The 12628-nt window shown below is 66.6% G+C and carries 11 protein-coding genes and 1 tRNA gene; 6 read left to right on the top strand and 6 right to left on the bottom strand.

The genetic code is table 11. The features are described 5' to 3' along the window. Nucleotides 1-171 precede the first annotated feature (171 nt). Both AC07U0_RS02185 and AC07U0_RS02180 read left to right on the top strand, forming a co-directional pair. A complete protein-coding gene (locus AC07U0_RS02185) occupies nucleotides 172-774 on the top strand; it encodes a glutathione S-transferase family protein (RefSeq protein WP_494718388.1) in 603 nt (200 codons plus the stop codon). A gap of 115 nt (nucleotides 775-889) precedes the next feature. Beyond that, entirely contained in the window at nucleotides 890-1666 is a 777-nt protein-coding gene (locus tag AC07U0_RS02180; RefSeq protein ID WP_494718387.1) for a transglutaminase-like domain-containing protein, read from the top strand. On the opposite strand, the gene AC07U0_RS02175 is transcribed toward AC07U0_RS02180, so the two are convergent. Beyond that, nucleotides 1647-2255 (bottom strand): hypothetical protein, encoded by a 609-nt coding sequence (locus tag AC07U0_RS02175; protein ID WP_494718386.1) that lies wholly within the window; start codon nucleotides 2253-2255, stop codon nucleotides 1647-1649. The genes AC07U0_RS02180 and AC07U0_RS02175 overlap by 20 nt on opposite strands. Before the next feature lie 95 nt (nucleotides 2256-2350). On the opposite strand from AC07U0_RS02175, the gene AC07U0_RS02170 reads away from it, so the two are divergent. Beyond that, nucleotides 2351-3964 (top strand): NAD(P)/FAD-dependent oxidoreductase, encoded by a 1614-nt coding sequence (locus AC07U0_RS02170; RefSeq protein WP_494718385.1) that lies wholly within the window; start codon nucleotides 2351-2353, stop codon nucleotides 3962-3964. Nucleotides 3965-3969: 5 nt separating this feature from the next. Here AC07U0_RS02170 and AC07U0_RS02165 read toward each other — a convergent pair whose 3' ends face one another. From AC07U0_RS02165 to AC07U0_RS02150, 4 genes are all read right to left on the bottom strand, one after another. Beyond that, the gene (locus tag AC07U0_RS02165) at nucleotides 3970-5712 is read right to left on the bottom strand and encodes a M1 family metallopeptidase (protein WP_494718384.1); all 1743 of its coding nucleotides are present in this window, start codon (nucleotides 5710-5712) and stop codon (nucleotides 3970-3972) included. An 81-nt stretch (nucleotides 5713-5793) separates the two neighbouring features. Further along, nucleotides 5794-6966, bottom strand: coding sequence for an acyltransferase family protein (locus tag AC07U0_RS02160; RefSeq protein WP_494718383.1), 1173 nt, complete (start codon nucleotides 6964-6966; stop codon nucleotides 5794-5796). A 125-nt stretch (nucleotides 6967-7091) separates the two neighbouring features. After that, nucleotides 7092-7661, bottom strand: a complete 570-nt coding sequence (locus AC07U0_RS02155) for an NUDIX domain-containing protein (RefSeq protein WP_494718382.1) — start codon at nucleotides 7659-7661, stop codon at nucleotides 7092-7094. Nucleotides 7662-7696: 35 nt separating this feature from the next. Next, nucleotides 7697-7773, bottom strand: a tRNA-Arg gene (locus AC07U0_RS02150). A 328-nt stretch (nucleotides 7774-8101) separates the two neighbouring features. On the opposite strand from AC07U0_RS02150, the gene AC07U0_RS02145 reads away from it, so the two are divergent. Next, nucleotides 8102-8848 (top strand): SDR family NAD(P)-dependent oxidoreductase, encoded by a 747-nt coding sequence (locus AC07U0_RS02145; RefSeq protein ID WP_494718381.1) that lies wholly within the window; start codon nucleotides 8102-8104, stop codon nucleotides 8846-8848. Beyond that, entirely contained in the window at nucleotides 8848-9456 is a 609-nt protein-coding gene (locus tag AC07U0_RS02140) for a 2-hydroxychromene-2-carboxylate isomerase (protein ID WP_494718380.1), read from the top strand. Before AC07U0_RS02145 ends, AC07U0_RS02140 begins: the two co-directional genes overlap by 1 nt. Here AC07U0_RS02140 and AC07U0_RS02135 read toward each other — a convergent pair. After that, entirely contained in the window at nucleotides 9453-10028 is a 576-nt protein-coding gene (locus AC07U0_RS02135; protein WP_494718379.1) for a hypothetical protein, read from the bottom strand. The two genes, AC07U0_RS02140 and AC07U0_RS02135, sit on opposite strands and share 4 nt — an antisense overlap. A gap of 117 nt (nucleotides 10029-10145) precedes the next feature. Here AC07U0_RS02135 and AC07U0_RS02130 point away from each other — a divergent pair, with 117 nt between their 5' ends. Next, nucleotides 10146-12626 carry a helicase-related protein gene (locus AC07U0_RS02130; RefSeq protein WP_494718378.1) on the top strand — a complete coding sequence of 827 codons (2481 nt, stop codon included), beginning with the start codon at nucleotides 10146-10148 and terminating at the stop codon, nucleotides 12624-12626. Nucleotides 12627-12628: the final 2 nt, after the last annotated feature.

The following is a 12628-nucleotide window of genomic DNA, read 5'->3' as shown; positions in this document are numbered from 1 at the left end:
GTCTCGTTTGAACCTGTGACCACAATGTGGCGAAGACTGTGGCGAAACCCGTTCGTCCACATCTGCGACGGATAAGCGGGGCTTATCCAGAGTGATTCCGAATCCGGCTTGGGCACAGGCTGAGATTGCGATATCAGTATATCGCATTTCTTAATCCTTGATCTGGTCGCGATGCTTACTCTCTATGGTGATATTCGTTCGGGCAACTGCTTGAAGGTCAAGTGGTTGCTCGATTGGCTCGGGCGTGATTATCGCTGGATCGAAGTCGATATCCTGACGGGCGGTAGCCGGACACCGGAATTCACCGCGATCAACACCGCCTGCCAAGTCCCGACACTGGTATTCGCCGACGGCCGGCCGCTGGCCCAGTCGAACGCCATCCTCCTCGCACTGGCCGAAAGTACGAGCCTCGTTCCTGTGGATGACTACGACCGGGCGGTGATGCTGGAGTGGTTGTTCTGGGAGCAGTACAGCCACGAGCCCTATGTCGCCGTGGCCCGGTTCCAGTGCGCCTACCTCGGCAAGACGGCGGAAGAGATCGAGCCGCGGCTGATGGAGCGGGGCCATGGGGCGCTGGCCCGGATGGAGGCGCGGCTGTCCGAACCCGGGCGTGAGTGGCTGGCGGGGATGGCGGTGTCGTTGGCCGATCTGGCGCTGGTCGCCTACACGCGCGTGGCGCATGAGGGCGGGTTCGACCTGTCCGGCTATCCGGCGGTGAGGGGCTGGATCGGGCGGGTTGAGGCGGCGTTCGGGATCGGGCGCCGGGGTGCGTAAGGACCCCCTCTAGCTTTCGTCGCAATCCTCGTGTCTATGCGCCCGCCCGATGCGGAACACGCGCGCCCGCGCGTCGTTGAGCAGCGGCCAGTACAACCCCTTGCAGAGTGCCCCCATGAAGCTGCGTGTCCGCGCCGAGCTGGTCTATCGTTTCGAGCCGCCGACGGACGCCATCTATCAGATCGAGGTGGCCCACTGGCCGGGGCAGACGATCCTCGAGGAAAGCCTGACCACCAACCCGCCGGTCGTCTTCCACGAGGACAAGGATGCGGTCTTCGGGGCGCGGACGCTGCGGGCGCACCTCGAGGGCGAGGTGGCGCTGGTCTATGAGGCGGTCGTCGAGAACGGGTCGTTGAAGGGGCTGCCGGAAGGCGTGCGTCAGCACGACTGGAACGACCTGCCGGCCGAGACCCTGCCGTACCTGCTGCCCAGCCGCTATTGCCCGTCGGACCAGTTCGGACGGTTCGTGCAGCGCCAGTTCGGCGAGACCACGGGCGGCGAGCGGGTGCTGGCCATCCTCGGCTGGATCCGTGAGAACATCGACTATGAGCGCGGCGTCTCGGACAGTGAGACGACTGCGGCGCGGACCTTCATCGACCGGGCCGGCGTGTGCCGCGACTTCACCCATCTGGGCATCACCCTGTGCCGCGCCTCGGGCATTCCGGCGCGGGCGGTCAGCGCCTATGCGCACCAGCTGACGCCGCCGGACTTCCACGCCATCTTCGAGGTCTATCTGGACGCGGGGTGGTGGCTGGTCGATCCGACGGGGCTGGCGCCGATCGAGGGTCTGGTCCGCATCGCCTGCGGCCGCGACGCCGCCGACATCGCCTTCCTGAGCACCCAGGGCAACTGTCAGATGGTGCGGCAGTCGATCACGGCCGAGGCGGTTTAAGGGGGGTATCCGTCGCGGTTGCGGGGCTAATGGCAGATTTGGCGCTGGCGAAGTACTTGTCGCGCAGGTTCGGATAAGGATGAAGTCGACCGAGGTATTTGTGTCCAAGGCGGCCGAAAACAGCAGCTGCAGAATTAACGTCAGACAGATATTCTTGACCGTCGTTACCGGACGCAATATCGGCCTCTATGAAGTCTAGGATCATAATCATATATCCGACTTCTTCTTGAGCTTTAGGGTCTGGGATGACGACGTTGCTCGCGGCGAGCAACTGTGCTCGTGCTCGCCGAAGGGCTCCCGTTTCAGTAAGATGTTTAGCGTTGGCTGCTTCAGCCTCCTTGTCACCTATGTCGCCGCTGTAACTGGTCGAAACAACCTCGAGTTCTGACCCGATGTTGTAGCAAACGCTGCCGATCTTACGACGCTCGAAAACAGCCGCTCTCGCACCTTGCAAGACCGCGTACCAAAGAGCGCCTACTGCCGCGAAGGCTGCGACGCCGTTCAGGGCAAGCGTCCACCAAGCAGCATTAGCCGAGGACACAGCTGCGGCGGCCGCCTGCTGGGTAGCTGCCAACATATCTGCTTCCATGATCACCCCCTCCGTTCTCCCAACCTGCGTATCATCAAATTAGTAAGCCCATCATGCCCCATGCGTTTGGCGGCGCGAGCGGTTAGAAGGCGCGGATGTTGCGCCTTTCTGAACTCAAACTGCCTCTCGACCACACGCCGGAGGCCCTGCCCGCCGCGATCGCCGCGCGTCTGGGCGTGCCGGCCCGTGATCTGATCTCGTGGTCTGTGTGGAAGCGCGCGCATGATGCGCGGAAGAAGTCGGCGATCCTCAAGGTCTATATCCTCGACGTCGAGGTGCGGGACGAGGCGGCGGTGCTGGCCCGGTTCAGGGACGATCCGCACCTGAAGCCGACGCCGGACGTGGCCTATCGTCCGGTGGCCGTAGCGCCGAAGGGCGAGACGCGGCGGCCGGTGGTGATCGGGGCGGGGCCGTGCGGCCTGTTCGCCGGGCTGATCCTGGCCGAGATGGGCTTCAAACCGATCATCCTGGACCGCGGCAAGGTGGTGCGGGAGCGGACCAAGGACACCTGGGAGCTGTGGCGCAAGAGCAAGCTCCATCCCGAGTCGAACGTGCAGTTCGGCGAGGGCGGGGCGGGCACCTTTTCGGACGGCAAGCTCTACAGCCAGATCAAGGATCCGCGCTTCCTGGCGCGCAAGGTGCTGACCGAGTTCGTCGCGGCGGGCGCGCCCGAGGAGATTCTGACCGAGGCCCATCCGCACATCGGCACCTTCCGTCTGGTGACCATGGTCGAGGCCATGCGCGAGAAGATCGAAGCGCTGGGCGGGGAGTACCGGTTCGAGCACCGGGTCGTGGATGTGGAGCTGGACAAGGGCGCGTTGCGGGGCGTGCATCTGCACACCGGCGAATTCCTCGAGGCCGACCACGTGGTCTTCGCCATCGGCCATTCGTCGCGCGACACCTTCCAGACCCTGTATGAGCGGGGCGTCCATATCGAGGCCAAGCCGTTTTCGATCGGGTTCCGGATCGAGCATCCGCAGTCGTGGATCGACAAGGCCCTGTTCGGCCCCTGCGCCGGGCATCCGGATCTGGGCGCGGCGGCCTATTCGCTGTCGCATCACTGTTCGAACGGGCGGACGGTCTACAGCTTCTGCATGTGCCCGGGCGGGACAGTGGTGGCGGCGACCAGCGAGCCGGGTCGGGTCGTGACCAACGGCATGAGCCAGTATTCGCGCAATGAGCGCAACGCCAACTCCGGCTTCGTGGTCGGCATCTCGCCCGAGGATTACGGAAGCGACCACCCGCTGGCGGGGATCGAGCTGCAGCGCGATCTGGAGACGCGGGCCTATGCGGCCGGGGGCGGCGACTATTTCGCGCCGGGGCAACTGGTCGGCGACTTCCTGGCGGGCCGGCCTTCGACGACGCTCGGGGAGGTGATCCCCAGCTACAAGCCCGGCGTGACCCCGACCGATCTGGCGCCCCTGATGCCCGACTATGTGATCGCCGCCATGCGCGAGGCCCTGCCGGTCTTCGGCCGCAAGATCCCGCGCTACGACGACGCCCAGGCCGTGCTGACGGGGGTGGAGACGCGCAGCTCGTCCCCGATCCGGATGACGCGCGGCGCCGACTTCCAGAGCCTGAACGTGCGCGGCCTGTTCCCGGCGGGCGAAGGCGCCGGCTATGCGGGTGGCATCCTCTCGGCGGCGGTGGACGGCATCAAGGTGGCGGAGGCCGTGGCGAAGTCGATGACGGGGCAGACGGCGGCTTAGGCCGCCTAGTGCCTCGGCCGCGCCGGGCCGCTGTCCTCGCGCTGGCGGGCCTGGTAGGCATCGATGAAGTCGAGCTGGCGCAGCAGCTTGTTGTGCGGGTCGAGGATGATGTGGGCGCCCTCGGGGGCGGTGAAGTCGCCGTGGCCGTCGCGCATCGGCAGGGTGCGCAGCTGGCCGTCGACCTCGACCTCGACCGGCATGGGGAAGGCGCCGTCGGTGTCGGCCCAGGCCACGGTCGCGCGATCGCCGTCGCGGGTCAGGACCAGTTTCGGCAGGGCCGCCTGATAGACATAGGTGGCGAAGAACCAGCCGAGATCCTTGTGGCTCTCTTCATTGACGATGCGGATGAAGTCGGGCGTCGAGGCGTAGAGCGGCTCGAAATTGCCTGGGCGGGGATCGGGGCGGCCGTAGACCAGACGGGTCAGGGACCGCTTGAAGGCCTCGTCTCCAATCAGCATCCGCAGCGAATGGGCGACCAGGGCGCCCTTGTTGTAGAGGTCGAGTCCCGGGCCAGTGGCGTCGGTATAGACGGTCGCGGAATCCTGCGGCTTGCCCGACACCAGCGGGAAGGTGTTGTGCAGCGCCAGCCGCATGACAGCCAGCTCGCTCTCCATATAGCGGTCGCCGTTCAGCCAGCGGGCGTAGAGGGGCTGCATGTAGGAGCCCAGCCCCTCGTGCAGCCACATGTCGTCCCAGGTGACATTGGTCATCTGGTTGCCGAACCACTCGTGGGCCAGCTCGTGCTGCAGCAGCCAGTCATAGCCCTTGCCGTCCAGCTTGTAGGCATTGCCGTAGGCGTTGATGGTCTGGTGCTCCATACCCAGGTGCGGGGTCTCGACCACGCCCATCTTCTCGTCGGCGAAGGGGAAGGGGCCGACCTCGCTCTCATAGAAGTCGAGCATCTTCGGGAATTCGGCGAACAGGGCCTCTGCGCGGTCCTGACGGTCGGAGGCCAGACGCCAGAAATGCAGGGGCACGGTGTTGCCGAAGCGGCTGTGATAGTCGGCGGTCATCTCCGCATACGGCCCGATGTTCAGGGCGATGGCGTAGGTGTCGGGGTGAGCGGCCGACCAGTTCCAGGTCGTTGTGCCGTCGCCGTTGTCTGTCTTCCCGAGGAAGCGGCCGTTGGACGGGGCCGAGAGGTCGGACGGGATTGTGATGTGAAGGTCGGCGCGGGCTGGCTCGCCCTCCGGATGGTCGATGCAGGGCCAGAACAGGTCGCAGCCCTCGCCCTGAACGGCGGTGGCGATCCACGGCTTGCGGTCGACAGTCTGGGCCCAGACGAAGCCGCCGTCCCAGGGCGCGTTCTTCGCCTGATGCGGCGAGCCGGCATAGGCGATGCGGACGGACGCCGTCTGGCCGGCCGCGAGCGGGGCGGGCAGGGTGATGGTCATTCGGCCGTCGGGATTGGTCCATTGAGCCGCGTCGAGTGTCTGGCCGTCGACCGAGACGGAAGAGATGGCGAAGACGGTGTCGAGCTCGACCACCAGCCGGTCGAGCGGGGCCGTGGCGGTGAAGTCGAGGGTGGCGACGGCGTCAATGGTCTTCGTGTCCGGCATGACCTTGAAGGCCAGATCCGCCCTGTCGAACCGCATGGCCAGCTGTTCGGGCGTGCGCGGCGTGCCGGTGGTCAGGGTGAAGGCGGTGCTGTCCGGCGTTGCCGCTGCTGCCCGCGATGGTGTTCCGCTGACAAGCGCTGAACCTATCGTAAGGGCGAGGGTGGCTATAGCCAGGCGAAACGCGGTCATGGGAGATCTCGGAGGCTTGGTTGGTCGAATGTCCGCAGATCGGATGCGGGCTGTGGGACGGGCCATTCTATTGAGTTGAGATCAGGCCTGAGGCGGCTCAAGGGCGACGGATTTATCCCGCGGGCGCTCGATCAAGCCCTTCAAAAAATCTCTGAACCGACCGGTCCTAGCTTCCGTGAGGCGACTAAATCCATAGGCGATCAGGATCGTCGTCGCCATAAGCCCGCCGAGCAGGGCGAAAGAGACCCAGCCGTCCGACGAAACCAGCTGATAGCCAAAAGCATCATGCAGAATTCCAACCGCCAGGATCACCAGCGGGAAGTGGATCAGGTAGAGGCTGAACGAGAACTCCGCGAGGTGGTGGCTGAGGCGGGCGAACGGCATGGGGCGCTCGCCCTGGCTGGAAATCAGCAGGACCGCGAATCCGCCGGCGACCATGGCGTCGCGGATGTAGGAATCTCCCGGGAACTCGATCTTTCCGCTCAGGTAGTTCGCCGTCATCGACGCAACGAAAAAGGCGATGCCCAACCAGAGAGGCGGCCGCCACCAGTCGCGCCTCAGATATTCATACACCCCCACGCCGGCAGCCCAGAACGCGCCCCAAGCGAGAATAGGCAGGGGCAAAAAGGCGATCATGCCCACGGTTGAAGCAACGCAGACCGCGCGCACGCCCAAGCGCTTGTCGAACCAGAAAGCGGCCACCGCCGCGAACAGCATGTAGTACCACCACTCGTAGGAGAGGCTCCAAAGCGGACCGTTGCTGCCGAAGCTGGGCGCCGTCACGCGCTGGAGCATGAAAAGATTTGCGAGGAAGGTCTGGAGGTTCAGGCGATCAACGGCCGACCACATCATGGAGCCGATTTCGCTCCCCTGCAGGCCGGTGTAGATGCCGGACTGGTTCCAGAACCGGATGCCGATCACATCGGCAGCGGCCGTAAGCAGCAGTGCGGGGATCAGAACGACGTAGATCCGGCTGAAGCGCTTGATTCCGTAGTCCGTTAGGCTGAAGCCCCGTTTACCCGCGCCCTTGAGCGTAAGGCCCCCGACAAGGAAGCCGCTGATGACGAAGAAGAGCATCACGGCCTGATGCCCGAACTCGGAAATCGTAACGAAAGGCAGGAGCATTACTCGCATGCCCGAATAGTCGATGACGGGAGGAAGAAGGAGTTGCCGGAGGTGGTAGGCGACCACGATCCAGGCCGCGGCCCACCGCCAAAAATCCAGGACGCTCGATAGCCGCGGCGACAGTGTCATATGTTCCCCCAAAGCCCGTCAAAGCTTGGCATGTTCGACCGCCAGTGTCAGGCGCCCAGGTTGGCCGGGCGGTCTCAGCCGATCTAAATGCGCGTGATTTCCGCAACCCCCTCCGGCGATCCGGATCAGCCGAACAGTTCCGGGCGGCGCAGGCGCAGGGTGGAGAGCAGGACCAGGGTTTTCATGTCGTTGAGAGTCCCGGCGTCCTGAAGGCGGGCCAGTTCGGTCAGGGGGAACTCGAGGACTTCGATCTCCTCGTTCTCGTCCTTCAGGCCGCCGCCCGGGGCCACCCGGTCCGCGAGCGTATAGGCGCCGAGGTAGAGGCCGATCCATTCCGTGGAGACGCCGGGCATCGACCAGGCCGGGCCGATGCTGTCCAATCTGCCGAGGGTCACTCCAGCCTCTTCCAGAGCCTCGCGGCGTACGGCCGTCTCCTCGTCCTCGCCCGGGTCGATCAGGCCGGCGGGAACCTCAAGGATGTGGGGGTCGGCGGCGCCGGCCAGCATCGGGCCGTTGCGCATCTGGCGCACCAGAAGGGCGACGCGGCGCCCGGGGTCGTAAGGCAGGACCGCGATGGCGAAACCGTGATCCTCGACCTCGCGGGTGATGACCGCGCCCGAGTCGAGTTCGATGGTCGCCTTGTAGAGTTTCGACCAGCCTTCATAGACCGGCGTCTTCGAGATCAGTCGGCTCATCAGAACTCCGAGCGGGAGGCTTCGGGGAGGGGAGGTGGCGACTCCGGAGGGACTCGAACCCCCGACCTCTGCTTTAGGAAAGCCTTGCTCTATCCGGCTGAGCTACGGAGCCACGCACCGGGACGACCTAGCGGTTCGAGACGGGCGGGAAAAGCCCCGGGTTTTCCGTAATGCGGCGCCTGACCGCCACGAGCCGCATATCGCGTTCGTGGCGAGGATTTCGGTTTGTGGTTAATCGGCCTTAAGATACAATATCTTGTAGGGAACAAACCCCGAATCGGGCCGTGTCGGTGATTCGGTCCTGATTCGTTTCGTGCCTGTTCCGCCGCCTGAAGCGTCGCCGTTAATCGGGTTTCCTGGCGGGACAGCCGGGCGGCCGATCCGGCTTTGACATCCTCTCCGTTTCGATCTGAAACTGTCTCCCGAACGGAGATCGCGAAATGGCGACCACGGGAGAAGCAAAAGGCGTTTGTCTGATCGTCGGCGCCGGAGACGGTGTGGGCGCGGCGGTGGCGCGGGCCTTCGCGAAGGACGGTCTGGCGGTCTGCGTGACGCGCCGGCCCCGGCATCTGGACCAGCTGGACGCGCTGGCGGCGTCCATCCGCGATGAAGGCGGCGAGGCCCATGCCTATGGCGTCGATGCGCGCGACGAGGCGGAGATGATCGCCTTGGTCGACCGGATCGAGGCCGAGGTCGGGCCGCTGGAGGTCGTGGTCTTCAACATCGGGGCCAATGTCCGCTTCGGGGTGCGCGAGACCACGGCCCAGGTCTATTCCAAGGTCTGGGAGATGGCGGCCCTGGCCGGCTTCTTCGCGGGGCGGGAGGCGGCGCGGGTGATGACGCCGCGGGGCAAGGGGACGATCCTGTTTACAGGGGCCACGGCCTCGACCCGAGGCGGCGTGGGGTTCTCAGCCTTCGCCGGGGCCAAGGCGGCGCTGAGACAGCTGGCCCAGTCGATGGCGCGGGAACTGGGGCCGCAGGGGATCCATGTCGCCCATGTGGTGGTGGACGGGATGATCGACGGCGCCTTCATCCGCTCGATGGTGCCGGACGCGGAGGCGAGGCTGGCCGCCGACGAAATCCTCAGGCCCGATGAGCTCGCGAAGAATTACGTCTGGCTGCACCGTCAGCATCGCAGCGCCTGGACGTTCGAACTGGACCTGCGCCCCTGGAAGGAGACCTGGTGATGCCAGCCTCAAAGACCATCGACTTCGTCTTCGATTTCGCCAGCCTGAACGCCTATCTGGCCTATCGCGCCCTGCCGGATCTGATTGGGCGGACGGGGGCGACGGTCAACGTCATCCCCTGTCTGCTGGGCGGGATCTTCAAGGCCACGGGCAACCAGGCGCCCTTCACGGCCTTCGCCGGGATCAAGGGCAAGATCGACTATGAGATGCTGGAGATCCGCCGGTTCGTGAAAGCGCACGGGATCGCCGACTTTCAGATGAACCCGCACTTCCCGGTCAACAGCCTGCTGGCGATGCGCGGCCTGTGCGCCTGCCAGCCGGGCGAAGAGTTCGACCGCTATGTGGATGTGGTGCTGGCCGGGTTCTGGGAGCGCGGGTTATTGATGAGCGATCCGACCGTGCTGGCCGGCGTCATCGACGAGGCGGGGCTGGAAGCCGAACGGCTGCTGACGCTCGCCCAGACCGACGCGATCAAGGCGAAGCTGGCGGACAATACGGCGGCGGCGGTTGAGCGCGGGGCCTTCGGCGCGCCGACCTTCTGGGTCGGGGAGGAGATGTTCTTCGGCAAGGAACGGCTGGGCCAGATCGAGGACCTGCTGTTCGCCTAGTGGGGCTCGGGCGCCGGGACCCTGACGAAGGCCGGGCTGATCGCCGGGGCGACCACGGGCGCGACGACCGGCGCGACCACGGGAGCGGGCGTCGTCGTCGGGGTCGTGGCGGGAGCGGTCTCCGAGGCGGTCTGGGTTGAGGTCTGGGCGGGTTGAGCCACAGCTGTCTGTGAAGCGGTCTCGCCGCAGCCGCGTCCGGCGTAGAGGCCGTTCAGATAGTTCCAGCGGTCGCGTTTGGCGTGGGCCTCCGCTTCCTTCTTGTCCTTTCCCGAGCTGGTCAGGGCGTCGGCGCCCGCAAGGGCCAGACCGGCGCCGGGAACCAGCATCGAGGCGCCCGCGCGGGCGATGCCGGCGGCGCGGCCCAGAAGTCCGGGCCCTTCTTCGCCCATCGAGGCGCTGATCGTCGCGGCTTCGTCGGCCATCTGCGAGCAGGTCAGGCTGTCGTCGCCGGCGCGGACGACCGTGCCGGGGGCGTCGGCCGTCTGGGCTGCTGCGGTCTGGGCCAGGACGGGCTGGCCGAGCGCCAGAAACGCCGAGGCGGCGGCAAGCGCCACGGTTACGGGGATACGCATAGAAAGCCTCCACTCCACCCCCGAGGCCGGTCTAACGGGCGAGGCGGGCAAAGCGTTGCTCCCATGCGCGCTGCGCCGCTTGAGCAACCGAAACAGAATCGCCACCTTATGAAGGTCATGAGTGATCGCCCCACCGGCCTTGGCCCCTCCCGCGTCGTCGCGGTGCTGGGCCCGACCAACACCGGAAAGACCCACCTCGCGGTCGAACGGATGCTGGGTCACGCCTCGGGCATGATCGGCCTGCCCCTGAGGCTGCTGGCGCGCGAGATCTATGAGCGGATCGTCAAGCTGCGCGGCGCCTCCGCCGTGGCCCTGATCACCGGCGAGGAAAAGATCATCCCGACGCGGCCCCACTACTGGGTCTGCACGGTGGAAGCCATGCCGCTGGAGCGGGAGGTCGAGTTCCTCGCCGTCGACGAGATCCAGCTGGTCGCCGACCCGGAGCGGGGCCATGTCTTCACCAACCGGATGCTGCATGCGCGCGGCAAGTTCGAGACCATGTTCCTCGGCGCCGGGACGATGGCGCCCCTGATGCGGCGGTTGATCCCGGATCTGGAGATCGTCACCCGCGAGCGTCTGTCGCATCTGACCTATGCCGGATCGAAGAAGCTGACGCGTCTGCCGCGCCGGTCGGCCATCGTCGCGTTTAGCACGGATCAGGTCTACGCCATCGCCGAGCTGATCCGGCGTCAGAGGGGCGGGGCGGCAGTGGTGATGGGATCCTTGAGCCCCCGTACCCGCAACGCCCAGGTGGCTCTGTTCCAGTCGGGGGAGGTGGACTTTCTGGTCGCCACCGACGCCATCGGCATGGGGCTGAACATGGACGTCGACCATGTGGCCTTCGCGGGAATGAGGAAGTTCGATGGTCGAAGGACGCGCTGGCTGCACGCCCATGAGATCGCCCAGATCGCCGGCCGGGCCGGACGCCACGTGCGCGATGGCACCTTCGGCGTCACCGGCGAGTGCGAGGAGCTGGACGAGGATCTGGTCGAACAGGTGGTGTCGCACCAGTTCGATCCGGTGCAGGCGGCGGAGTGGCGCAACGCCCGGCTCGACTTCGACACCCTGCCGGACCTGCTGCGGTCGCTGACGAAGACGCCGGAGCGGGCGGGGCTGAAGCTGACGGCCCAGGCGCTGGACGAGACCCTGCTGCGCCGGGCGATGCAGGACGAGGAGATCAAGCGGATCAGCCGGTCGCGTGGGACGATCATGCGGCTGTGGGAATGCTGTCAGCTGCCGGACTTCCAGAAGACGACGCTGGATGAGCATGCGCGGCTGTCGCGGGATATCTTCCACGCCCTGACCGGCAAGCGCGGGCGGCTGACCGATGACTGGATGGCGCCGCGCTTCGCCGAACTGGATCGCGACGACGGCCAGATCGACCAGTTGTCGGCGCGGCTGAGCGGCGTGCGGACGCTGTCCTATATCGCGGCGCGACCCGACTGGCTGGATCAGGCCAAGGGGTGGCGTGAGAAGACGCGGGCGCTGGAGGACCGGCTGTCCGACGTGCTGCACGAACGGCTGACGGCGCGGTTCGTGGATCGCAAGACCACGGCCCTGATGCGGTCGCTGAACGACCGGGCAGGGACCCTGGCCGAGGTGGCCGAGGACGGCGTCGTGACCGTGGACGGGGAGGCGGTCGGCCATCTGGAGGGTGTCAGTTTCGCGGGCCAGACCGGCGGGTCGCTGCTCGCCGACCGGACGCTGAAGGCGGCAGCCCTGCGGGCGGTGGCGCCGGAGATTACGCGGCGGCTGGGGCGGTTGGCGGCCGATCCGGACGAGGCCTTTGCGGTGACGCCCGAGGGCGAGGTGCTGTGGTCGGGGGCGCTGGCGGCGAAGATCATCAATGCCGAGCCCTTCAGCCCGCGCGTACGGCTGATCGGCGATCTGGGTCCGCAGGCGGCGCGCGACCGGGCGCAGCGGCGCATCGAGGCCTGGCTGGCGTCGGAAGCCGGGCGGGCGCTGCGCGATCTCAAGCGGTTGAAACAGGCGGTCGAGAGTGGGGGGCTGAAGGGGCTGCCGCGCGGCATCGCCTTCCGCCTGCTGGAGGCCGGGGGGATCATCGACCGGCGCGACGTCGAGCGCGATCTGGCGGCGCTGAGTCAGGTCGAGCGGCGCACGATCAAGACCTTCGCCATTCGGGTCGGGGCCCATTCGGTGTGGCTGCCGGGCGTGCTGAAGGCGCGGGGGCGGACGATGGCCCAGGCCTTCGCGGCGAACGAGCCGTTCCGCGTGTCGGGCGAGGGGCTGGCGCTGCTGCCGATCCCGGGGCCTTCGGTGCGGGCGCTTTCAGCGTTCGGTCGGCGGTCGGTCGGACGGTGGTCGGCGCCGGTCGAGCTGCTGGAGAAGCTGGCCGAGGCGAAGCATGCGGCGGGCAAGGGCAATATCCCTGACGACGTCCTGACCGAGCTGGGGCTGAAGGCGGGGGAGGCCGGGGCGCTGCTGGCGGCTTTGAAGGCCACCCGCGCCCAGCAGCCGGACCGGCCGGGGAAGCCGGTGGTGATCAAGGACTCGCCCTTCGCCAAACTGGCCGAACTGACGGCGGCCCCCCAGCCCGCACGGCGCAAGCAGCCGCGGCGGAAGAAGGCGGCGAACTAGGT

The sequence above is a fragment of the Brevundimonas sp. GW821-FHT02A10 genome, from assembly GCF_059422025.1.
Note: the sequence above shows the minus strand (reverse complement) of the source record. Positions and strands in the feature narration are given on the sequence as shown.

Excerpts from the sequence above, each read along its gene's own strand:
- AC07U0_RS02170 (WP_494718385.1), top strand. The coding sequence starts at position 2,351 with ATGTTGCGCCTTTCTGAACTCAAACTGCCTCTCGACCACACGCCGGAG.
- AC07U0_RS02160 (WP_494718383.1), bottom strand. The coding sequence starts at position 6,966 with ATGACACTGTCGCCGCGGCTATCGAGCGTCCTGGATTTTTGGCGGTGG.
- AC07U0_RS02140 (WP_494718380.1), top strand. The coding sequence starts at position 8,848 with ATGCCAGCCTCAAAGACCATCGACTTCGTCTTCGATTTCGCCAGCCTG.
- AC07U0_RS02185 (WP_494718388.1), top strand. The coding sequence starts at position 172 with ATGCTTACTCTCTATGGTGATATTCGTTCGGGCAACTGCTTGAAGGTC.
- AC07U0_RS02180 (WP_494718387.1), top strand. The coding sequence starts at position 890 with ATGAAGCTGCGTGTCCGCGCCGAGCTGGTCTATCGTTTCGAGCCGCCG.
- AC07U0_RS02135 (WP_494718379.1), bottom strand. The coding sequence starts at position 10,028 with ATGCGTATCCCCGTAACCGTGGCGCTTGCCGCCGCCTCGGCGTTTCTG.
- AC07U0_RS02175 (WP_494718386.1), bottom strand. The coding sequence starts at position 2,255 with ATGGAAGCAGATATGTTGGCAGCTACCCAGCAGGCGGCCGCCGCAGCT.
- AC07U0_RS02155 (WP_494718382.1), bottom strand. The coding sequence starts at position 7,661 with ATGAGCCGACTGATCTCGAAGACGCCGGTCTATGAAGGCTGGTCGAAA.
- AC07U0_RS02165 (WP_494718384.1), bottom strand. The coding sequence starts at position 5,712 with ATGACCGCGTTTCGCCTGGCTATAGCCACCCTCGCCCTTACGATAGGT.
- AC07U0_RS02130 (WP_494718378.1), top strand. The coding sequence starts at position 10,146 with ATGAGTGATCGCCCCACCGGCCTTGGCCCCTCCCGCGTCGTCGCGGTG.
- AC07U0_RS02145 (WP_494718381.1), top strand. The coding sequence starts at position 8,102 with ATGGCGACCACGGGAGAAGCAAAAGGCGTTTGTCTGATCGTCGGCGCC.